Origin of the sequence: Pseudogemmobacter sonorensis (assembly GCF_042762395.1) — a bacterium.
Lineage (GTDB): Bacteria > Pseudomonadota > Alphaproteobacteria > Rhodobacterales > Rhodobacteraceae > Pseudogemmobacter > Pseudogemmobacter sonorensis.
Genome location: NZ_JBEFZE010000001.1, coordinates 115,865 through 134,941, shown reverse-complemented (window position 1 = coordinate 134,941; position 19,077 = coordinate 115,865). Strand labels below are relative to the sequence as shown.

The window sequence follows — 19,077 nt, the reverse complement described above, 5'->3', positions numbered from 1 at the left end:
CATCGCCCGCCCCTCAGCCCCCGTCCGATCCGCGCGGATAGCTGGTCAGCCAGTCGTCCCCGGGCAGATGCGGAAAGCCCCGGAAATTCTCGAAATTGCCGAATTTGGCGCGGCAGGTGCCGGGCAGCTTGTCGCATCCTGCCACCAGCCGCAGCATGTCGCCGGGCCGGACCCCGGCGCGGATCGCCTGCCACAGCTCCACCCGCCGCCCGGCCCCCACCATCCGGTCGCCCTTGATCATGGCAACGAGGCCCGCGCCCGCGCCGCCCAGCACCTCGAACCGACCGCCGTCGAACCAGTTCGGATCGAAGCCGGGCAAGGCGGCGAAGCCGAAGATCCGCCCCTCGGCGTCGATCTCGTCGGCTTCGATCTCGATCGCATAGCCCGGGCGCGTGGTGTCGAACCGGCAGCGCCCGTCGCCCAGCACCGCGCCGCAATTGCGGGTATAGGCCAGGCCCGTCTCCTGGTTCAGCGCCTCGGCCAGCCCCCGCAGCTCGGCCCGGAAGCCGCCGCCGCGGCGGATCACCTCGCCCAGCGTGCCGCGAAAGATCTCGCGCCGCTCCGCGGGCGCGGCCCAGTTCGCCAGCCAGATCCGCAATTCGGCGCCATCGAAGCGCCCCGCCGCCAGATCGGCCTCGTTGATCGCCGCATCGCTCAGCGCGCCGACCGCCTCGCTGTTGTCGACCGAAAGCCCGCTCGACTGTTCCAGCGCCGAGGCCGTCAGGCCCGAGCCCGCCCGGAACACCTGTCCCCCCACCGTCAGGTCGCGGTCGTGGTCGGTGAAGCCCAGCACCTGCCCGTCGCGGCGGACAAGCGACCACAGGCGGCACAGCGTGGTGGTGCCGGATTGCAGATGTGCGTGAAATGCGTCGTTCAAAGCCGGATCTCCACCACCGGAACGTCGGGCGCCTCGCCCGCCTGAAAACTCGCGACCGAGACCTGGATCCGGTCGGTGTCGAAACGCACCGGCACGTCGAATTCGAAACCGGCGGTGATCTGGGTCAGGGGCGCGGGGGGATGGTCGAACAGCACCTCGCCCGTGGCGGGGTCGACGGTGAAATCCACCCCCTCGACCAGCGGATCGTCCGCCACCGCCACCAGCACCGTGCCCGGCACGGGCTTGGCGATCGGGCGCAGATAGCTTCCGGGGCCCGAGCGGTAGGTCTTCACCAGCGGCCAGACCGCCTGCCGCCCGTCCCCCAGCCCGATCACCTGATCCAGCGCCGAGACCGCGCGCGTGGCCGGGGCGGATTTGAAATCCGACCAGTCCTTCCAGCGAAACCCGTGCAACTGGCCGCGCCGCGCCTCGAAAAACGCCACCAGCGCCTCCAGATCGTCCAGCGACCGCAGCCCCACCCCGGCGTCATAGCGCCTGCGCGAATGCGCCCAGGGGGTGTTGCGCTCCTCATGCCCGTTTTGCAGCGCGACGATCTCGGTGCGCCGCTCCGGCCCGCCGACCGAGCCGAAGCTCAGCCCGGCGGGAAACCTCACCTCGTGGAATGCCATTGTGCTGACCGCTCCCCTGCCTGCCCATTCACCCGACTGCCCATTCACCCGACCGACCGCTCACCTGTTCCTCTGCCCGCGCCCCATCGCCCGCGAAAGCCGGGCGGCGATCTGGCTCTGGCTGCGCTCGAACCCCTGGACATCGGGGGTGGTGACGTTCATCACCACATTCACCGCGCGTGCCCCCGCGCCTTGGGCCTGCACGCCAAGCCGACCGTCCGCGCCGCGCGCCAGCGGCATGATCGCCTCGGGCCCCGCCTCGCCCATCAACCCGCGCCCGCCACGCATGGGAAAGCCGACCGGGCCGGTCACGATCCCGCCCTGGGCAAAGGGCATCACCCTGCCCTGCGAAAAGCTTGCGCCATCGGCAAAGGGCATCATGCTGCCCATCATCGTCGCCAGCCCCTGGGCGATCCCGCCCCCGGCGGCGTTGTGGATCGGGCGCATGGCGATGGAATAGACCGTGTCGACGATGCTGCGCGCCACGCCCTTCAGCGCGTCCTCCAGCTTCAGCCCGTCGAAGACCAGCCCGTCGAAGGCGCGCCGCAGCCCGCCCGAGATCCCCGCCGACAGGGCCCCCACCTCGCGCCCGGTGAAGGCCGCCGACTGGCGCAGCCGCGCCAGCTCGCCGTCAAAGGCCGTCACCATCAGGGCCGAGGCCCCCAGCCGCTCCTCCAGCGTCGCCAGCCGCTCGGTCAGGCTTTCCAGTTCCGCCATCATCCGCCCCCTTCATCGCATCGGGAAAGGCCGCGGCCAGTTCGGCCAGCCGCGCCCGAGTCAAGGGCGCGGCGGCCTGATCCGCCCCCAGCATGATCTTCAACTCCACCGGGGTCAGCGCCCAGAACGCCCCGGGCGCCAGCCCCAGCCGGTGCAGCCCCGCCCGGACCAGGCCCGGCCAGTCGATGCGGGCGCCGCTCATGCCCCGCCCGCAGGCGGCAGCGCGAAGGCCCGCGCCAGAAGCTGCGCCGCCGCCTGCGCGGCACCCACCGGCCCCGGCCCCGCCGTGCCGCCGCCGATCTCGACCGCGATCAGGTCGCCCGCGCCGCCGCGCCAGCCGCCGCCGCGCAGCCCCGCCACGATCAGCGCCAGCACGTCGCGCCCCGAGAACCGCCCGGCCTCGAACCGCTCGGCCAGCGCGACCAGCGAGCCCTCGCCCAGTTCCGCCTCAAGCTCGGCCAGCGCGCCCAGCGTCAGCTTCGCCACATGCGCCACGCCGTCCAGCGTGACCTCCACCTCTCCGGCCCAGGGGTTCGCCATCGGCCGCCCTCACAGCGCGGTAAAGGTCAGCACCCCGGCCGAGGCGAGGCTGATCTCGTAGCTCGCCTCGCCGTTGTGGCTGCCCGAGTATTCCAGCGAGGTGATCTGGAACGGCCCCTCCACCACGCCGAAATCGGGGATGACCACCTGAAAGGCCGGGATCTCGCCGTCGAAGAAGATCTGGCGGGCACGCTCGTCGGTCTCGGAATCGCGAAACACGCCCGAGCCCGAGATCGAGGCCGAGCGCACCCCCGCCCCGGCCAGCAACTCGCGCCACCCGCCCGAGCTTTCAAGACTGGTCACATCCACCGTCTCGGCATTGAAGCTCGCCCGCGTGGCGCGCAGCCCCGCGACGGTCTCGAACTGGCCGTCTCCGGTCTGGTCGATCTTCAAAAGCAGGTCCTTGCCGGCTTGCACTGCCATGGCTCTCTCCTTGGAAATGTCCTGCGCCGGGATGGCGCGTCAAAGCTCCACGCGGGCGCGGAAGGTCATGTCGATCCGCCGCACCTCGCCCTCGCCGATCCGCCGCGCCTGCGCGCGCTCGAACCCAAGGCTCACCAGCCGCCCGCGCGACAGCGCAAGCTGCGCCCCCGCCAGCCGGTCCGAGATCGCCCCCGCCAGCCCCTTGGCCGCCAGGAACCCCGCGCCATCGGAAATCACGCTGATCGCCAGCCTGTGCTCGGCCCCCGCGCCGCTCCGGTCCGAGGCGTCGCGCACCTCCTCGGGCCCGATCAGCACGAAGGTCCCCGGCGCGCCCGGCGGCACCGCGTCATGGATCGCCACGCCCGCCAGCGCCGGGTCCTGCGCCAGATGCTGGAACACCGCCGCCTGCAACGCGGCCGTCGCGCCATAGCTCATCGCGGGGCCTCCTCGCGGCAAAAGCAGGTCAGCCAGCGGCCCGAGGCATCGCGCTCGGCCACGGCCTGGATGGTGAAGATCCGGGCGCCCTCGCGGAACCTTTGCCCCGCCACCGGCCGCATCGCGCTGCCCACGGGGGCGGCGCGCAGGGTGATCCGGTAGGGGACCGAGGTCAGGATCACCTCCTCGCCCGCCGGATCGCGGCCTGCGCCCGCCGCCACCTCGGCCCAAAGCAGGCCCAAGGCCTCCCATGTCACGACATGGCCCCCGGCGCCGTCCGGGCTGCGCGCCTGCGCCTCAAGCACCAGCGCGCGGGCAAGATGCGGCACTTTCATCGACCCCTCCCCCCCAGGATCCGCACCTGGCGCCAGCGTTCGACCAGCGCCGCCACGCCCCGGGGAAGCCCGGCCTGCGCCGCCGCATCCTCATGGCGATGTTCGTAATATTCGGCCGCCAGCAGCAGCACCGCCTGGCGCAGATCGGCGGGCAGGTCGTCCCAGCCCGGGCCGAACCCGGCCTCGAAGCCGATCTCGACCCGCCCCCCCGGCGGCAGGTCCGGCAGGGCGCCGCCCAGGACGGTCGCCATCCCCGCCAGTTTCGGCCGGTGCAGGTCCCGCACCAGCCGGTAGCGCGAGGGCGCGACCACGCTTTCCACCCCGCCCGCATCGACCAGGACCACCTCCTCGATCGCGCCCACCGGCGCCAGCGGCAGCGGCTGTTCCGATCCGCCGCGCCAGTATTCCAGCACCAGCCGGAACCGCCGCTCGATCAGCGCCTTGCCGATGCGGCCCTCGATCGCGGCCATGGCCGCGCGCAGATAGGCCTCCAGCAGCCCGTCCTGGTCGGGCGCCATGGCAAAGCCGCTTCCCATCCGCAGATGCTCTTTCAGCGCCGCCACCGGCAGCGCCGCGCCCGGCACCCCCGTCACCTCGGTCAACACCATCTCATACCTCGTCTGCCGCAGATTTCTGGGAACCGGGCGCGCGCCGCCCCGCCACCGCCACCCGTGCCGCTCATGCGAAGATCGGGAGCAGCCGGACGACACGGAAAGGGCACGCGGGATTGCGCCCCGGCACGCGCCCGGACCCGGCCCCGGACATGCCGGGACCGGGATCACGAAGCCGCCGCCGGGGTCAGGACACCGCCACGCGCAAGAGCTTGATCGCCGCATAGTCGGTCACATCGCCGCCGACCCGCTTCGAGGCGTAGAACAGCACATGCGGCTTGGCCGAGAACGGGTCGCGCAGGATGCGCAGGTCCGGGCGCTCGGCGATGGTATAGCCCGCGCGGAAATCGCCGAAGGCCACGGGATAGGCGCCCGCGCCCACATCCGGCATGTCCTCGCTGATCAGCACCGGATAGCCCATCAGCCGCGCGGGCTCGCCCGCCGCAAGCCCGTCGGCCCAAAGGAAGCGGCCGTCGGCATCCTTCATCTTTCGCACCGCGCCCGCGGTCTTCGAATTCATCAGGAAGGTGCCGTTGGCGCGGTAATCGGCGCCAAGCGCATAGACCAGGTTGATGATGCAATCGGCCGGATTGGCGGTGGCGAAATCCGCGGCCGCGCCGGTGGGCACATAGCCGATCTGGCCCCAGGCCCAGGTCGCATTGGCCACCTTGGCCGGATGCAGGATGCCGCGCGGCTTGTCCACGCCGTCGCCGGTGATGAAGGCCGCCGCCTCGGCGCGGGTGAAGCGGGTGGCGATCTTTCCGGCCAGCCAGCCCTCGACATCGAAGGCGCTGTCGTCGAGCAGGCGCTGGCTCGCTTTCGGCATCGCCGAAAGCTCGTGCAGCTTGATCGAGATGCGCTCGATCGCGGGCGTCGAGGTCTCGGCCTGCGCCGCCACCTCGGTCGCCCAGCCCGAGCCGACCTCGGTGCGGTCGATCAGCACGTCGAAGCTTGTGGCCTCGACCTGCACCACATTGGCCGCCGCCCGCAGCGAGGCGGTCGACAGCAAGAGCGAGCGGATCGTGTCCGCCGTCTGCGGATCGACCAGATAGCCGCCGTCGGCCGCAACCGCCGAGGACATCGCCTTGCCCTCCAGCGCAAGGCCGCGCAGCCCCTCGTCGTCGCCGCGCCGCAGATAGGCGTTGAAGGCCTTCAGATGCGGGGCATCGGTTTCGACCATGGCGGACAATGCCGGGCGGCCATAGCTGATCGTCTTGTGCTGAAGCATGGTCAGTCGCTCTTCCTGATGTTGCAACGCTTGTTTCACTTCGCCCTGAAAGGTATTGAACTCCTTCAGGAAAACCGACATTGCGGCCTTCACTTCCGCCGCCGGATCCTCGGTCTGGGCCAAAGGCGATCCTTCCCCGGCCCGAGCCTTTCTCTCGGTCATCCTCGTGATCCTCTTTCTCGGTTGATGGGCCCCGGCGCCTCAGCGCCCGGCCAGGGACCGGCGCGCCTCGTCGAAAAGGCCGGCCAGTTCGCGAAGGGCCTGCGGCAGGTCGTCGGACTTGCCGGCGACCCGCGCCTCGGGAAGCATGGGGAAGGTCACCAGCGAGACCTCCCACAGCTCCAGCTCATGCAGCACCCGGCGGCCCTTGCCGTCGCGCCCGGCCCGCAGCGTGCGATAGCCGATCGACAGCCCGTCGATGGCGCCCGCCTCCAAGAGCGCCGCCGCCTCGCGGCCGCGCTCGACCTCGGTCAGCAGCCGCCCCTTGACCCAAAGGCCGGTGGCATCCTCGCGCACCTCCTCCCAAAGGCCGATGGGCTGGGCCGGGTCGTGCTGCCACAGCATCTTGACCCGCCCAGCCCTGGCCGCCAGCCGCGCCAGCGAGGCGGCATAGGCGCCGCGCGCCACCACATCCCCGCCCTGGTCGCGCAGGCCGAAGACCGAGGCATAGCCCTCGATCCCCCGCCCGCCCTGCGCGGTCTCGGTCATCACCAGGCCCCGTTCGGGCCGGTGGAACTTGTGTTCCAGCATCTCGCTACCTCATCGCCGCCGTGATCACCGCCTCGGCCCCCTGCGCCAGCAGAAAGGCCGCGACGCCGTAAACCCCCAGCCAGATGCGCTTTTCCAGCCGCTCCAGCGCCTGGTCGATCTGGCCCAGCCGGAATTCCAGCGCGCTCCAGCGTTCCTCCAGAACGCGCTCGTTGGCCTCGATCCGGGCATGGGCGGCGTCGAAGCTGTCCAGGACGAAGCGCGAACCCGGCCCTTCCTTGCGCAGGCTCATGCCCCCTCCGCCGCCTCTGTGGCGACAGGCGGCAGGCCCAGCAGCGCGCGCTTCTCGGCATCGGTCAGGAAGACCGCCTCGCCGACGCGCTTCCATTGCTGGTCGCGCTCACCGGCAAGCGCCGGGATCTGGTCGGGATCGGGGCGCAGTTCGACCGGCCCCTCCGCTGCAAAGCCCGCCAGCCAATGCGCCAGCGCCGCCAGCACCCGCCCCGCCAGCGGCAGCACCGTCAGCCGGTAGAAGGCGCGGTTGGCCTCCTGGTAATTGGCATAGGTGGCATCCCCCGGGATCCCCATCAGCATCGGCGGCACGCCGAAGGCCACCGCGATCTCTCGCGCGGCGGAAAGCTTGGTCTCGTGGAATTCCATGTCCGAGGGGCTGAACCCCATCGGCTTCCAGTCGAGCCCCCCCTCCAGCAGCATCGGCCGCCCGGCATTGCGCGCGCCCTGGTGATGCGCCTCCATCTCGCCGACCAGCCGGTCGTATTGATCCGGCGTCAGCACCGACTGGCCGTCCACCCCCCTGTAGACGATCGCGCCCGAGGGCCGCGCCGCATTGTCCAGAAGCGCCTTCGACCAGGCGCTGGCCGAGTTGTGGACATCGATCGCCACCGCCGCCGCCTGCAAGGGCGACAGGCCGTAATGGTCGTCCTGCGGGTGAAAGCTGCGGATATGGCAGATCGCGCCCGGCCCCTCGCCCATATGGAAGCGGTGGCTGCGCCCGCCCACGGTATAGTCGTAGGCCACCGGCCAGCCATCGGCGCCGGGGACCAGCGCCATCCGGTCGGGCCGCAGCGCATGCAATTCGCCCGGCAGCGCGCCGATCCCCGGCACCGCCTCGACATAGGCATTGCCGTTGAGCAGCAGATGCCCGTAGACCGCCTCCAGCAGTTCCGCCCGCCCCTGCCCCGGATTGGGCCGCGCCAGCAGGTCCAGCACCGGATGGCTTTCATAGCGGTGGCCCGCATCCTGGCAGATCACCGGCACCGCCGCCGCCGCCTCGGCGATCATCCTGACCGCGCGGAACCCCACCGGATTGCCCTGGAACCCGCTTTTCGTCAGCGAGACCGCGTCGCGCGGGCTCCAGGCCGGGCCGCGCCCGCCGCTGGCCCAGGCGATGACCCGCCCGCTGGCGCTGGCCTTGCGCTCTGGCACCCCATCCGGCGCCCCAGGCCCCGTCGCCGCGCCTTTTCTCAGAAAATCGAACACGTTCGCGCTCCTTCCATCCGGCCGCAAGAAGACGCGCCGCGCCCCCTCGGTTGCGCCGCCTCTTCCGGTTTTTCCGTCGTTCGCCAGTTTTTCGTCGTCAGATCGTCCGAACACCCGGGCGGCCGGTCCGGCCCGCGGGCAGGATCATCAGCTCGGTCAGCGCCCAGACCAGCGCATCCAGCCGGTCGGGGCTGCCCCGGCCCTGCCAGCCGGTGCGCGTCATCTGCAGCATCTGCGCCTCAAGCCCGGCCAGATCCGGGCCATGGGCGACGCGGCCCTGTTCGTAAAGCGCCGCCACCGGCTCGGCGCGCAGCCATTTGCCCCGCATCGCCCGCACCTCGCGCAGGGACACCATCGGATCGACCTGGCGCACCACCTGCGTCACCAGATCGCCGCCCTGGTTCACCTCGACCACCATGCGCTCGGCGCCGAATTCCGCCATCGCCGCCAGCGCGGCACGGGCCCAGCCGTCCGGGCTCGCCCCCCGGACGGATCGGTCGGCCAGCACCACCGCCCGCCACTCTCCGACCGGCCCCCGGGTATCGGCGCCCACCACCACGATGCCGCATTCGTCGCTTTGCTTCGTCGCGGTCACCGGCGGGTCCACCGCCACCACCACCCGCGCGGGCGAGACCGCCGCCGCGCCGCGCGCCCGCGCCACCATCATCGGCGTCCAGAGCGCGCCCTCCAGATCCTCGACCAGCTCTCCCGCCAGTTCCTGCCGCCCCAGAAGCGTGCCGCCATAGCGCGCCTCCACCTCGGCCAGGAAGCTTTGCGCCAGATAGGCCCGGTTCGCCTCGGTCGGCGCGCGGGTGATCACGGTCGAGGGGTTCTGCAGGATCGCCTTCAGCGCCTCGACATTGCGCGGCGTCGTCGTCACCACCTGCTGCGGATTCTCCCCCAGCCGCAACGCGAATTGCAACTGGTCCCAGGCCGCGCCCGCCTTGGGCCATTTCGCCAGCTCATCCGCCCAGGCGGCATCGAACTGGGGCCCGCGCAGCCGCTCCGGGTCATGCGCCGAGAACACCTGCGCGGTGGCCCCGTTCTCCCATTCCAGCAGGTTCCGGGTCGAGATCCAGCGCGGCCGCCGGTCGGGGGGCGAACAGGCCAGGATGCCGCTCTCGCCCTTCACCATCACCTCACGCCCCTGTTCCAGCGTCTCGGCCACCAGCGCCACCCGCCGCGCCCGTCCCGGGGCCGAGGGCGTAGCACCCTCGACCTGGGCGCGCACCCATTCCGCCCCGGCCCGCGTCTTGCCCGCGCCGCGCCCGCCCATGATGACCCAGGTCTTCCAGGCCGTCTCGGGCGGCAGTTGATGCGGCAGCGCCCAGAATTCGAACACCCAGGGCAAGGCCATCAGCGCGTTTTCCGACAGGCTGCCCAGGAAGGCGTCAATCTCCTCGGGCTGCGCGGAGGCAAGCCAGACGGCGCCCGATTTCATCGCGCGCGGCGTCGAGGTCCAGCTCTCCCCGGGCTCCGACAGCCCCGGCGACCTGCTTGCGGAGTTTTTCGACATTCCTACGTTCCTCCAGCACCAGCTTGGTCAGGTCGTGCAGGTCGCGCACCGCGCGCCTGCCCTCTTTCGCGGCCTCGAAACGTCCACCCCGGATCGCCTCGAACGCCTCGTTCAGATCCTCGACCGCGACCTGAAACAATTGCTCCGTCAGTTTCAGCGCCCCTTCGGGATCGCTGTCGCCCTCGGTCATACCTGTCATATCCGTCCGCCTGCCCCATGCCGCCCCCGCACGAGAGAAATGAAAAGACGGCGCGGGGGATCAGCCCCGGCCGTCTTCGGATTTCTACCAGCATGCCATAAGTCCTACATTGGACCGTGCGGAAGGTCAAGATAAAAAATCAACAAGATCAAATGGTTATGAGATCTCAGTTTTAATCTTCCGTTAACCCGACCCCAGGGATCCCGCCGAAACGCAAGGAGGGCGGCCTGCCCCCGCGCGCACCGCCCCCCCGGATAACCCAGCCGTTTCAGACCCTTGGCCGACCACGCTCAATCCGCGGTCTGCACGCCGCTTTCTTCGCCCTCGGCCCCCGCCGCGGCCTGCGCCGCCTCGATCTCGCGCCAGCGCGCGACATTGCGGTTGTGCTCCTCCAGCGTGACCGCGAAGGCATGTCCTCCCGTTCCGTCGGCCACGAAGAAGATGTAATCCGACTCGCCCGGGTTCAGCGCCGCCTGGATCGAGGCCCGTCCCGGATTGGCGATCGGCGTCGGCGGCAGGCCCTGGATCACATAGGTGTTCCACGGCGTCGCGGCGCGAAGCTCGCTCTGCCGCAGGCCCCGGCCCAGCGTGCCCTCGCCCTTGGTGATGCCGTAGATCACCGTCGGGTCGGTCTGAAGCCGCATGCCCTGGCGCAGGCGGTTGACGAAGACGCTGGCGACCAGCGGGCGCTCGTCGGCGACCCCGGTCTCCTTCTCGATGATCGAGGCCATGATCATCGCCTCTTCCGGCGTGTCATAGGGCAGGTCGCGGTCCCGCGTCGGCCAAAGCTCGGCCATGATGCGGGCCTGGCGCGCCTCCATCTGCGCGACCAGCGCCGCGCGGTCGGCGCCCTTGTCGACCTCGTAGCTGTCGGGGGCAAGCGTGCCCTCGGCGGGCACCGCCTCGACCGTGCCGGTCAGGAAATCCGCGCGTTTCAGCGCATCCACCACCTGCCAGCTCGTCACCCCTTCGGCCAGTGTGATGCGGAACCGCATCCCCGCCACCTCGACCGCATCCAGATATTCCACCGGCGCGGCCTCGCTCGCGGGGTTGAAGCGCACCACCTCGACGAAGCGGTTGGTGGCCGGGTCCAGCTCGCGCACCTGCACCGAGGCCGAGGCGACCGAGACTACGAACAAGACCTCCTGCCCGCAGGTCGATTGCCCCCCCGTGGTGACGATCCCCAGCACATCCTCCATCGAGGCCAGCGCGGGCACCAGGTATGAGCCGAATTTCAGATCCCGCGCCCGCCCGGAATATTCCGCGCCGATGCGGAAGATCCTGGCATCCGAGACCGCGCCCTGCGCCTCCAGGTTGCGGCTGACCGAGGCCATGCTGGCCCCCCGCTCCACCTCGACGCAGATCGCATCCGCCAAGGGCCCCGGCCGCACGAATTCATTGCGCCCCCAGGCGACCAGCGCCGCCACCGCGACCAGAAGGACAATGAACAGCGTCAGCGCGTTCGAGGCGATGCTCTTCCACATCCTTAGCCGACCTTGCCCAGCACCAGGCTGGCATTGGTGCCGCCGAAGCCGAAACTGTTCGACAGCGCGATGTCGATCTTGCGCCGCACCGCCTTGTTCGGGGCCAGGTCCAGCTTCGGCGCCACCGCCGGATTGTCCAGGTTGATGGTCGGCGGCGCGATCTGGTCGCGGATGGCGAGGATGCAGAAGATCGCCTCCACCGCGCCCGCAGCACCCAGCAGATGGCCGATCGACGACTTGGTCGAGGACATGGTGGCCCCCGCCGCCGCCTCGCCCAGCAGCCGCTCCACCGCGCCAAGCTCGATGGTGTCGGCCATGGTCGAGGTGCCGTGGGCGTTGATGTAATCGACCTGGGCGGGCGTCACGCCCGCGCGCTTCAGTGCCGCCGACATCGAGCGGAAGCCGCCGTCGCCATCCTCGGAGGGGGCGGTGATGTGATAGGCGTCGCCCGACAGGCCATAGCCCAGCACCTCGGCATAGATCTTCGCGCCGCGCGCCTTGGCGTGTTCGTATTCCTCCAGCACAACCACGCCCGCGCCCTCGCCCATGACGAAACCGTCGCGGTCGGCGTCATAGGGGCGGCTGGCCTTGACCGGATCGTCCTCGCGCTTGGTGGACAGCGCCTTGCAGGCGTTGAACCCCGCGATGCCGATTTCCGAGATCGGATTCTCGGCCCCGCCCGCCACCATGATGTCGGCATCCCCGAAGATGATCAGCCGCGCCGCGTCGCCGATGGCATGCGCCCCGGTCGAGCAGGCGGTCACCACCGAATGGTTCGGCCCCTTGAAGCCAAAGCGGATCGACACCTGGCCCGAGACCAGGTTGATCAGCGCGCCGGGGATGAAGAAGGGCGAAACCCGCTTCGGGCCCTTTTCCGCGATCAGCCTGGCCGTCTCGGCGATCGAGCCCAGGCCGCCGATGCCCGAGCCGATCATGACGCCCGCGCGCAGCTTCTCTTCCTCGGACAGCTCGCCGATCCCGGCATCCTTCACCGCCTGGACGGCGGCGGCCATGCCGTAAAGGATGAAGTCGTCGACCTTGCGGCGCTCTTTCGGCTCCATCCAGTCGTCGGGGTTGAAACTGCCGTCGGTGCCGTCGCCGAAGGGGATCTCGCAGGCGTATTTCGTCACCACATTGGCCGGATCGAAGCGGGTGATCGGTCCGGCGCCGGATTTTCCCTCCAGCAGGCGGCTCCAGGTTTCCTCCACTCCGCAGGCCAGCGGCGTGACCATTCCCAGACCCGTGACGACGACGCGGCGCATCAATGCTCCCCCCTTGGACAAGGCGATTGTTTCCCCGCGGGTGATACACGCCCATCGTCACAGCCGCAACAGAGCTGGCACCGCCCCGCCCGGCCCGGGCAGAAGCCCGCGCGCGGCCAAGGCCTTGCCCCCTCCCCGGCTCCCGGCTCCCGGCTCCCGGCTCCCGGCTCCCGGCTCCCGGCTCCCGGCTCCCGGCTCCCGGCTCCCGGCTCCCGGCTCCGAGTGGCATCAACCAGTCTCATCCCCCCGGCAAGGGCGTCCCCTCTCGCAGGAATGCACGGGCGGGCGCCCCTCTCGTCCGGCCACACCGCAGCCGCCCGCCCTTCCCCCTGTCGATCCGGCCCCTCCGCTCAGGCCCCCGGCCGCGCGCGTCAGCTTCAAGCCGCCCCCGCCGCTCAGGTCCCCCGGGGCGCCCGGCTCTCTGGCCCCCGCCGCTCAGGCGCCCGGCTCGACCAGGATCTTGATCTGGGTCTTCTCGCGCACCAGCGCCTCGAACCCCTCCTCGACCAGATCGGCCAGCGCGATCTTCTTGGTGACCAGCTTCTCGGCCGGGAAGAAGCCGCGCGTCATCAGGTCAAGCACCGCCGGGAACACGTCGCGATAGGCGATGGTGCCTTTCAGCGACCGCTCCTTCAGCACCACCGTATTGGGTTGGAAGGCGGCCTCCTTCTCCCAGATCGAGACCACCACCACCTCGCCCTCGTAGCGGGTGGCGTCGATGCATTGCTGCAGGACGGCGGGCACGCCGGTCACCTCGAAGGCCACTTCGACCCCGCCGCCGGTCAGCTCGCGGATCCGTTCCGCGGGCGCGACCTCGGCCGGATTGATGACCGAGGTCGCGCCCAGTTCCAGTGCCTTGGCCCCGCGCTGCCCGGACAGTTCGACGACATGGATCGCCGCCGCCCCCGCCGCGCGCAGCGCCTCGATCAGCAGAAGGCCGATCGGCCCGGCGCCGAAGACCGCCGCCGTATCGCCCGCCCGAAGCGGGCTGATCCGCACCGCGTGAAGCGCGACCGCGGCGGGCTCGACCAGCGCGCCCTGTTCCAGCGACAGCCCCTCGGGCATCGGATGGACCCAGCGTTCGCCGACCACGGTGAAGGGGGCGAACCCTCCGCCGCCGCCGGAAAGGCCGTGGAAGCCCAGATTGTCGCAGACATTGTATTTGCCGTGCAGGCAGGGCGCGCAGGTGCCGCAGGCCAGGATCGGCTCGACCACCACCCGGTCGCCGGGCCGGACCCGGGTCACGCCCTCGCCCACCGCCTCGACCACGCCCGAGAATTCATGCCCCATCACGATCGGCGCCACATCCTTGCTGACCGGATGCGGGGCCGAGACCGGGACGAAGATCGGCCCGGCCAGATATTCGTGCAGGTCGCTGCCGCAGATCCCGGTCCAGCCGACGCGGATCTTGACCTGGCCCGGCCCGGCGTCGGGCTCGTCGATCTCGTCGATCCGAATGTCGCGCGCCTTGTGCCAACGTGCTGCCTTCATCTGCCAATCTCCATCCAGGATTCATCTTTGCGCCACCGATAGGCCGCCGAGGCGCGGGCCGCCTTGATCGGGATCATGGTCGCCGCCGAAACCGCCCCGCCCGCCCAACCTGGCGCGGACGGTTGACAGATCCGTGACGGCCCGACCACGATGATCCCGGCGGCGGCCCTCTCTAAGGCCCCCGCATCGAAACGCCCTCATCGAAGCGCCTCTCCGGCAGCCTGGAAATCCCGCATGCCCGCTGACGATCCCTTCCCGCGCCCAGTTCCGGCCGTCCTTGCCGTCGTCCTGCGCGACGGCCACGCCCTGCTGGTGCGGCGCGCCAACCCGCCCGACGCGGGCCTGTGGGGCTTTCCCGGCGGCCGGATCGAGCCCGGCGAATCCCTCTTCGCCGCCGCCGAGCGCGAATTGCGCGAGGAGACCGGCGTCACCGCGCGGGCCGAGCGGGTGATCGACGCGCTCGACGCGCTCGACCGCGCCGGGGACGGAGGGCTGCGCCATCATTTCGTGCTGGTCGCGGTGCTGTGCCGCTGGCAGGCGGGCGAGCCGCTGGCCGCCGACGATGCGCTGGAGGCGCGCTGGACCCCGGTCGAGGGGATGGAAACCGCGCTTCGCCTCAGCCGCGACGTGGCGGGTCTCGCGCGCCGGGCGGCGCGGGCGGGCTGACCCCCGCGCCCACCCGAAGGCGGCGCCTCAGGGGCGCGCCCCAGAAGACAGCGCCCCAGGGCCGCCACCCTGAAGGCAGCGCCCTGAAAGCGGGGCCTCAGGGCCGCCCACCCTGAAAGCCGTGCCCCGGAACCGGCATCCCTAGACCGCCCCCCAACCAGCGCCCCCGGGTCCCGCGCAAAGAAAAAAGGGGCGCCCCGACCGGGACACCCCTTTCACCCGTCAGACGGGAAATCCGGCTCAGGCGGCCTTGGAGATGAAGGAAACCGCATCGCCGAAGGTCTGGATGGTCTCGGCCGCGTCGTCGGGGATCTCGATCCCGAACTCTTCCTCGAAGGCCATGACCAGCTCGACCGTATCAAGCGAGTCGGCGCCGAGATCGTCGATGAACGAGGCGTTCTCGGTCACCTTGTCCTCTTCGACGCCCAGATGCTCGACGACAATCTTCTTCACGCGCTCGGCGATGTCGCTCATGTTTCGTCCTCTACTCCGTTCGCGGGGACAACCCCCGGCTGGTTCATCCGCCCGGAGGGGTCCCCGGGCCTCTTTCGCCCCGCCGAGGCGGCAGCACCGGGGATCGAAACCCCCGGGAATTCTGGCGCGCGCTATAGCAACCCGCGCGCATGATGGCAAACGCTTTCCCGCGCCCGCCCGAGTCCACCCGTGTCCGCCCCCGCGCCGCGACCGACAGGGGGGCGGAGGGTGGGACGAAAGCTCAGACCATCGCCATGCCGCCGTTGACATGCAGCGTTGCGCCGGTGACATAGCCCGCCTCGTCCGAGGCCAGGTAAAGCACCGCCGCGGCGATTTCCTTCGGCGCGCCCATCCGCCCGGCCGGGACCGCGGCCAGGATGCCCGCGCGCTGCGCCTCGTTCAGCTTTTCGGTCATCGCGGTCTCGATGAAGCCGGGCGCCACGCAATTGACGGTGATTCCCCGGCTGGCCACCTCGGCGGCAAGCGATTTCGACAGGCCCACCAGCCCGGCCTTGGCGGCGGCATAATTCACCTGGCCCGCGTTGCCGGTCTGCCCCACCACCGACGAGATGTTGACGATCCGCCCCCGGCGCGCCTTCATCATGCCCCGGATCGCCGCCCGGCACAGCCGGAAGCTGGCGGTCAGGTTGACGTCGATCACCGATTGCCAATCCTCGTCCGACATCCGCATCACCAGCCCGTCGCGGGTGATTCCGGCATTGTTGACCAGCACCTCGACCGAGCCCATCGCCTCGGCCGCGCGCTTGACCAGCCCCTCGACCGCCTCGGGCTGCGACAGGTCGCAGGCCAGCACATGGGCGCGCGCGCCAAGCTCTTCGGCCAGCGCCTCCAGGGGCGCGACCCGCGTGCCCGAAAGCCCCACCGTGGCCCCCGCCCCGTGAAGGGCGCGGGCGATCTCGGCCCCGATCCCGCCCGATGCGCCGGTGACCAGCGCCGTCTTCCCCGTCAGATCGAACATGGCGTTCTCCTGCTTCGTCCCATTGATCCAGATTGTTCCCGGCGGATGCGCCAAGGCGCCGCCGTCAGGCCTTCAGCGCCTCGATGTCGGCCGGGGTTCCGACCGGCTTCGTCACCGCCTCCCTGGCGATGCGCCGGATCATCCCCGACAGCGCCTTGCCCGCGCCGACCTCCCAGAATTCGGTCACGCCCGCGCTTTCCATCCACAGGACCGATTCCCGCCAGCGCACCGATCCGGTGACCTGCGCCACCAACAGATCCTGGACCTTGGACGAATCGCGCACCGCCTCGGCGCTGACATTGGCCACCACCGGCACCAGTGGATCGCGGATCACCACCGCCGCCAGCGCCTCGGCCATCCGCGCCGCCGCGGGCTGCATCAGCGCGCAATGGAAGGGCGCCGAGACCGGCAGCATCAGCGCCCGTTTCGCGCCGCGCGCCTTGGCGATCTCCACCGCCCGCTCCACCGCGCCGCGATGGCCCGAGACCACCACCTGCCCCGGATCGTTGTCGTTCGCGGCCTGGCAGACCTCGCCCTGCGCCGCCTCATGCGCGACCTCCGAGGCCGCCTGGAAATCCAGCCCCAGCAGCGCCGCCATCGCGCCCAGGCCCACCGGCACCGCCTCCTGCATGGCCTCGCCCCGGATGCGCAAGAGCCGCGCGGTATCGGCCAGGCTCAGGCTTTGCGCCGCGCAAAGCGCCGAATACTCGCCCAGCGAATGCCCGGCCAGGAAATCGGCGGTGCCGACCAGGTCGAACCCCTCGGCCTCCAGCGCGCGCAGGGCCGCGATCGAGGTCGCCATCAGCGCGGGCTGGGCGTTGCGGGTCAGGGTCAGCTCTTCCAGCTCCCCCTCCCAGATCAGCGTCGAAAGCTTCTCGCCAAGCGCCTCGTCCACCTCGTCGAAGACGGCGCGGGCCGCGCTCCAGCCCTCGGCCAGCGCCCGGCCCATCCCGATGGTCTGCGCCCCCTGGCCGGGGAATACGAATGCGCGGCTCATGGCCTTACCTCCCGTGATCGCTTTCCCTCCGCTTAACGGCGAAAGCCCGCAGGCGCAACGCCGCGCGGGAAAGACGGGGCGCGGGCAAGGCGGGGCGGGCAAGGCGGGGCGGCGCGACCGCGGAAGGCATGGGGCCATGACCGAGGCCACCTCTGCCCCCACAGGCGCGCCGACGCCACGGATGGCGCCTCCAGACCCATTCGCCACACGAACCGCCCACAAGCACGGGCGAACCGAGCCCCGCCCATTGAAAAACCGCGCCCGGATCGCCCCGGCGCGGTTTCATCGCTTCAGGACCAGGGCCGGGCCGAAGCCCGCCCAGATCCCCCAGGCCCAGATCCCCAGGCCCAGATCCTCGGGCCCTGCCCCTCAGGCCCAGATCCTCAGGGCTTGTCCAGTTCGAAGGCGTCATGCAGCGCCTGCACCGCCAGTTCCAGATATTTGCGGTCGATCAGCACCGAGATCTTGATCTCCGACGTCGAGATCACCTTGATATTGACGTTTTCCGCCGCCAGCGCCCGGAAGGCCGTGGCCGCCACGCCCGCATGGCTGCGCATGCCGATCCCCACGACCGAGACCTTGGCCACATCGGTGTCGATGATCAATTCGTCGTATTTGATCTCGCCCCGGGTGCGGGCATCCTCCATCGCCTTCTTGGCGCGCTCGACCTGGTTGATCGGGCAGGAGAAGGTCATGTCGGTGACGGCGCCGGAATGGTGCTCGTCGTAATCCTTCTCGCTGATGTTCTGGACGATCATGTCGACATTCACCCCGGCCTCGGCCAGGGGGCCGAAGATGGCCTGGGCCACGCCCGGGCGGTCCTCGATGGTGAAGAGGGTGATCTTGGCTTCCTCGCGCGAGAAGGCCACGCCGTTGACGACTTTCGATTCCATGATTTCCTCCTCGTCGCAGACCAGGGTGCCGGAGTTTTCGTCGGTTTCCTCGAAGGAGGACAGCACCCGCAGCCGCACCTTGTAGCGCATCGCCAGTTCGACCGAACGGGTTTGCAGCACCTTGGCGCCCAGCGAGGCCAGTTCGAGCATCTCCTCGAAGGCGATGCGGTCCATCTTGCGCGCCTTCGAACTCACGCGCGGATCGGTGGTGTAGATGCCGTCGACATCGGTGTAGATGTCGCAGCGTTCCGCGCCGAAGGCGGCGGCGAAGGCAACGGCGGTGGTGTCCGATCCGCCCCGGCCCAGCGTGGTGATCCGGCCCTCGGGGCTGACGCCCTGAAAGCCCGCGACCACGGCGACCTTGAAGCCCTCGGCGAATTTCGCGTCCAGATTGGCGCGCGGAATGTCGACGAAGCGGGCCGAGCCATGGGCCGAGGTGGTGTTGATCGGCACCTGCCAGCCCTGCCAGCTTCGCGCGGGCACGCCCATTTCCTGAAGCCGCAGCGCCATCAGCCCGGCGGTCACGTTCTCTCCCGAAGAGACCACCGCGTCATATTCGCGGGCGTCGTAGAATTTCGAGGTGCCCTCAACCCAGCCGACCAGCTCGTTGGTCTTGCCCGACATGGCCGAGACGATGACGATGACGTCATAGCCCCGTTCGACCTCACGCCGGACCTTGGCGGCGGCATTGGCGATACGATCAAGGTCGGCGACCGAGGTGCCGCCGAATTTCATCACCAGAAGCGGCACGGTCACCCCCCCGAAATCTGGGCCCGATGGCAAGGGCCCGAAAAATCCCCGATCCAGATCCCGGCCGCATCCTGCCGGGGCGGCATCTGCGAGGGGGTCGAAATCGGGCGCTTCCTATAACCCCACGCGCCCGCGCGCAAGAGGCGCCATGTGCGGGGTTCGCGCAATGCGGGCCCTGGCGCGGGATGGTCGGCCTGCGCCTCCGGCGGGGATATTTCTGCAAAGAAGAAAGGGCGGGATGCGGAAAAAGGCGGCACTGCGGCGGGTCAGGCGGCGGGCGGGTTCGGGGAGAGGGGGGCGGCGAGGCGGGGCCGGCGCCCCTCCCCTTGCCGATCCCGGGGGGCGCCGATAGCATTCCCTGGC

23 protein-coding genes are annotated in these 19,077 nt (G+C 70.3%); 1 reads left to right on the top strand and 22 read right to left on the bottom strand.

Going from position 1 to position 19,077, the window contains the following annotated elements; genetic code table 11:
- Positions 1–13: 13 nt before the first annotated feature.
- The 18 genes from ABNX41_RS00600 to ABNX41_RS00515 form a co-directional block, all read right to left on the bottom strand.
- Positions 14–877, bottom strand: a complete 864-nt coding sequence (locus tag ABNX41_RS00600) for a phage/gene transfer agent baseplate hub protein (protein WP_438667773.1) — start codon at positions 875–877, stop codon at positions 14–16.
- Positions 874–1,506 carry a phage distal tail protein, Rcc01695 family gene (locus ABNX41_RS00595; RefSeq protein ID WP_438667772.1) on the bottom strand — a complete coding sequence of 211 codons (633 nt, stop codon included), beginning with the start codon at positions 1,504–1,506 and terminating at the stop codon, positions 874–876. The genes ABNX41_RS00600 and ABNX41_RS00595 overlap by 4 nt, the downstream gene beginning before the upstream one ends.
- A gap of 60 nt (positions 1,507–1,566) precedes the next feature.
- The gene (locus tag ABNX41_RS00590) at positions 1,567–2,223 is read right to left on the bottom strand and encodes an RcGTA-type gene transfer agent tail tape measure protein (RefSeq protein WP_438667959.1); all 657 of its coding nucleotides are present in this window, start codon (positions 2,221–2,223) and stop codon (positions 1,567–1,569) included.
- Entirely contained in the window at positions 2,138–2,425 is a 288-nt protein-coding gene (locus ABNX41_RS00585; protein WP_438667771.1) for a rcc01693 family protein, read from the bottom strand. Before ABNX41_RS00585 ends, ABNX41_RS00590 begins: the two co-directional genes overlap by 86 nt.
- On the bottom strand, positions 2,422–2,763 hold the full coding sequence (locus ABNX41_RS00580; protein ID WP_438667770.1) for a gene transfer agent family protein: 342 nt from the start codon (positions 2,761–2,763) through the stop codon (positions 2,422–2,424). The genes ABNX41_RS00585 and ABNX41_RS00580 overlap by 4 nt, the downstream gene beginning before the upstream one ends.
- A 9-nt stretch (positions 2,764–2,772) precedes the next feature.
- Positions 2,773–3,186 (bottom strand): phage major tail protein, TP901-1 family, encoded by a 414-nt coding sequence (locus ABNX41_RS00575; protein ID WP_438667769.1) that lies wholly within the window; start codon positions 3,184–3,186, stop codon positions 2,773–2,775.
- 39 nt (positions 3,187–3,225) lie between these two features.
- Positions 3,226–3,621, bottom strand: a complete 396-nt coding sequence (locus ABNX41_RS00570; RefSeq protein WP_438667768.1) for a DUF3168 domain-containing protein — start codon at positions 3,619–3,621, stop codon at positions 3,226–3,228.
- Positions 3,618–3,956, bottom strand: a complete 339-nt coding sequence (locus tag ABNX41_RS00565) for a head-tail adaptor protein (protein WP_438667767.1) — start codon at positions 3,954–3,956, stop codon at positions 3,618–3,620. Before ABNX41_RS00565 ends, ABNX41_RS00570 begins: the two co-directional genes overlap by 4 nt.
- Positions 3,953–4,564: a head-tail connector protein gene (locus ABNX41_RS00560; protein WP_438667766.1), complete on the bottom strand. Its 612-nt coding sequence runs from the start codon at positions 4,562–4,564 to the stop codon at positions 3,953–3,955. Before ABNX41_RS00560 ends, ABNX41_RS00565 begins: the two co-directional genes overlap by 4 nt.
- 190 nt (positions 4,565–4,754) lie before the next feature.
- Positions 4,755–5,957, bottom strand: a complete 1,203-nt coding sequence (locus ABNX41_RS00555; protein ID WP_438667765.1) for a phage major capsid protein — start codon at positions 5,955–5,957, stop codon at positions 4,755–4,757.
- Between the two features lie 39 nt (positions 5,958–5,996).
- Positions 5,997–6,545, bottom strand: a complete 549-nt coding sequence (locus ABNX41_RS00550; protein ID WP_438667764.1) for an HK97 family phage prohead protease — start codon at positions 6,543–6,545, stop codon at positions 5,997–5,999.
- Positions 6,546–6,549: 4 nt separating this feature from the next.
- Positions 6,550–6,795 (bottom strand): GTA head formation protein, RCAP_rcc01685 family, encoded by a 246-nt coding sequence (locus ABNX41_RS00545; RefSeq protein WP_438667763.1) that lies wholly within the window; start codon positions 6,793–6,795, stop codon positions 6,550–6,552.
- Entirely contained in the window at positions 6,792–8,003 is a 1,212-nt protein-coding gene (locus ABNX41_RS00540) for a phage portal protein (RefSeq protein ID WP_438667762.1), read from the bottom strand. Before ABNX41_RS00540 ends, ABNX41_RS00545 begins: the two co-directional genes overlap by 4 nt.
- A 97-nt stretch (positions 8,004–8,100) precedes the next feature.
- Positions 8,101–9,444 (bottom strand): DNA-packaging protein, encoded by a 1,344-nt coding sequence (locus ABNX41_RS00535; protein WP_438667761.1) that lies wholly within the window; start codon positions 9,442–9,444, stop codon positions 8,101–8,103.
- Complete coding sequence (locus ABNX41_RS00530) at positions 9,395–9,718, bottom strand: hypothetical protein (RefSeq protein WP_438667760.1); 324 nt, start codon at positions 9,716–9,718, stop codon at positions 9,395–9,397. The genes ABNX41_RS00535 and ABNX41_RS00530 overlap by 50 nt, the downstream gene beginning before the upstream one ends.
- A 290-nt stretch (positions 9,719–10,008) precedes the next feature.
- Positions 10,009–11,202: an endolytic transglycosylase MltG gene (gene mltG, locus ABNX41_RS00525; protein WP_438667759.1), complete on the bottom strand. Its 1,194-nt coding sequence runs from the start codon at positions 11,200–11,202 to the stop codon at positions 10,009–10,011.
- Positions 11,203–11,204: 2 nt separating this feature from the next.
- Positions 11,205–12,464: a beta-ketoacyl-ACP synthase II gene (fabF, locus tag ABNX41_RS00520; protein ID WP_438667758.1), complete on the bottom strand. Its 1,260-nt coding sequence runs from the start codon at positions 12,462–12,464 to the stop codon at positions 11,205–11,207.
- A 435-nt stretch (positions 12,465–12,899) separates the two neighbouring features.
- The gene (locus ABNX41_RS00515; RefSeq protein ID WP_438667757.1) at positions 12,900–13,955 is read right to left on the bottom strand and encodes a 2,3-butanediol dehydrogenase; all 1,056 of its coding nucleotides are present in this window, start codon (positions 13,953–13,955) and stop codon (positions 12,900–12,902) included.
- Between the two features lie 234 nt (positions 13,956–14,189).
- Between ABNX41_RS00515 and ABNX41_RS00510 the strand changes: the two genes are divergently transcribed.
- Positions 14,190–14,621 (top strand): NUDIX hydrolase, encoded by a 432-nt coding sequence (locus tag ABNX41_RS00510; RefSeq protein ID WP_438667756.1) that lies wholly within the window; start codon positions 14,190–14,192, stop codon positions 14,619–14,621.
- A gap of 240 nt (positions 14,622–14,861) precedes the next feature.
- On the opposite strand, the gene ABNX41_RS00505 is transcribed toward ABNX41_RS00510, so the two are convergent.
- The 4 genes from ABNX41_RS00505 to ABNX41_RS00490 all read right to left on the bottom strand — a co-directional run bounded on the left by ABNX41_RS00505 (position 14,862) and on the right by ABNX41_RS00490 (position 18,714).
- Complete coding sequence (locus ABNX41_RS00505; RefSeq protein ID WP_438667755.1) at positions 14,862–15,095, bottom strand: acyl carrier protein; 234 nt, start codon at positions 15,093–15,095, stop codon at positions 14,862–14,864.
- Positions 15,096–15,336: 241 nt separating this feature from the next.
- Positions 15,337–16,074, bottom strand: a complete 738-nt coding sequence (gene fabG / locus ABNX41_RS00500) for a 3-oxoacyl-[acyl-carrier-protein] reductase (RefSeq protein WP_438667754.1) — start codon at positions 16,072–16,074, stop codon at positions 15,337–15,339.
- Positions 16,075–16,138: 64 nt separating this feature from the next.
- On the bottom strand, positions 16,139–17,071 hold the full coding sequence (gene fabD / locus ABNX41_RS00495; RefSeq protein ID WP_438667753.1) for an ACP S-malonyltransferase: 933 nt from the start codon (positions 17,069–17,071) through the stop codon (positions 16,139–16,141).
- Positions 17,072–17,454: 383 nt separating this feature from the next.
- Positions 17,455–18,714, bottom strand: a complete 1,260-nt coding sequence (locus ABNX41_RS00490) for an aspartate kinase (RefSeq protein ID WP_438667958.1) — start codon at positions 18,712–18,714, stop codon at positions 17,455–17,457.
- Positions 18,715–19,077 lie beyond the last annotated feature (363 nt).

Coding starts and splice junctions, on each gene's coding strand:
- ABNX41_RS00595 (WP_438667772.1), bottom strand. CDS start 1,506: ATGGCATTCCACGAGGTGAGGTTTCCCGCCGGGCTGAGCTTCGGCTCG.
- ABNX41_RS00590 (WP_438667959.1), bottom strand. CDS start 2,223: ATGGCGGAACTGGAAAGCCTGACCGAGCGGCTGGCGACGCTGGAGGAG.
- ABNX41_RS00585 (WP_438667771.1), bottom strand. CDS start 2,425: ATGAGCGGCGCCCGCATCGACTGGCCGGGCCTGGTCCGGGCGGGGCTG.
- ABNX41_RS00580 (WP_438667770.1), bottom strand. CDS start 2,763: ATGGCGAACCCCTGGGCCGGAGAGGTGGAGGTCACGCTGGACGGCGTG.
- ABNX41_RS00575 (WP_438667769.1), bottom strand. CDS start 3,186: ATGGCAGTGCAAGCCGGCAAGGACCTGCTTTTGAAGATCGACCAGACC.
- ABNX41_RS00570 (WP_438667768.1), bottom strand. CDS start 3,621: ATGAGCTATGGCGCGACGGCCGCGTTGCAGGCGGCGGTGTTCCAGCAT.
- ABNX41_RS00565 (WP_438667767.1), bottom strand. CDS start 3,956: ATGAAAGTGCCGCATCTTGCCCGCGCGCTGGTGCTTGAGGCGCAGGCG.
- ABNX41_RS00560 (WP_438667766.1), bottom strand. CDS start 4,564: ATGGTGTTGACCGAGGTGACGGGGGTGCCGGGCGCGGCGCTGCCGGTG.
- ABNX41_RS00555 (WP_438667765.1), bottom strand. CDS start 5,957: ATGACCGAGAGAAAGGCTCGGGCCGGGGAAGGATCGCCTTTGGCCCAG.
- ABNX41_RS00550 (WP_438667764.1), bottom strand. CDS start 6,545: ATGCTGGAACACAAGTTCCACCGGCCCGAACGGGGCCTGGTGATGACC.
- ABNX41_RS00545 (WP_438667763.1), bottom strand. CDS start 6,795: ATGAGCCTGCGCAAGGAAGGGCCGGGTTCGCGCTTCGTCCTGGACAGC.
- ABNX41_RS00535 (WP_438667761.1), bottom strand. CDS start 9,444: ATGAAATCGGGCGCCGTCTGGCTTGCCTCCGCGCAGCCCGAGGAGATT.
- ABNX41_RS00530 (WP_438667760.1), bottom strand. CDS start 9,718: ATGACAGGTATGACCGAGGGCGACAGCGATCCCGAAGGGGCGCTGAAA.
- mltG (WP_438667759.1), bottom strand. CDS start 11,202: ATGTGGAAGAGCATCGCCTCGAACGCGCTGACGCTGTTCATTGTCCTT.
- fabF (WP_438667758.1), bottom strand. CDS start 12,464: ATGCGCCGCGTCGTCGTCACGGGTCTGGGAATGGTCACGCCGCTGGCC.
- ABNX41_RS00515 (WP_438667757.1), bottom strand. CDS start 13,955: ATGAAGGCAGCACGTTGGCACAAGGCGCGCGACATTCGGATCGACGAG.
- ABNX41_RS00510 (WP_438667756.1), top strand. CDS start 14,190: ATGCCCGCTGACGATCCCTTCCCGCGCCCAGTTCCGGCCGTCCTTGCC.
- ABNX41_RS00505 (WP_438667755.1), bottom strand. CDS start 15,095: ATGAGCGACATCGCCGAGCGCGTGAAGAAGATTGTCGTCGAGCATCTG.
- fabG (WP_438667754.1), bottom strand. CDS start 16,074: ATGTTCGATCTGACGGGGAAGACGGCGCTGGTCACCGGCGCATCGGGC.
- fabD (WP_438667753.1), bottom strand. CDS start 17,071: ATGAGCCGCGCATTCGTATTCCCCGGCCAGGGGGCGCAGACCATCGGG.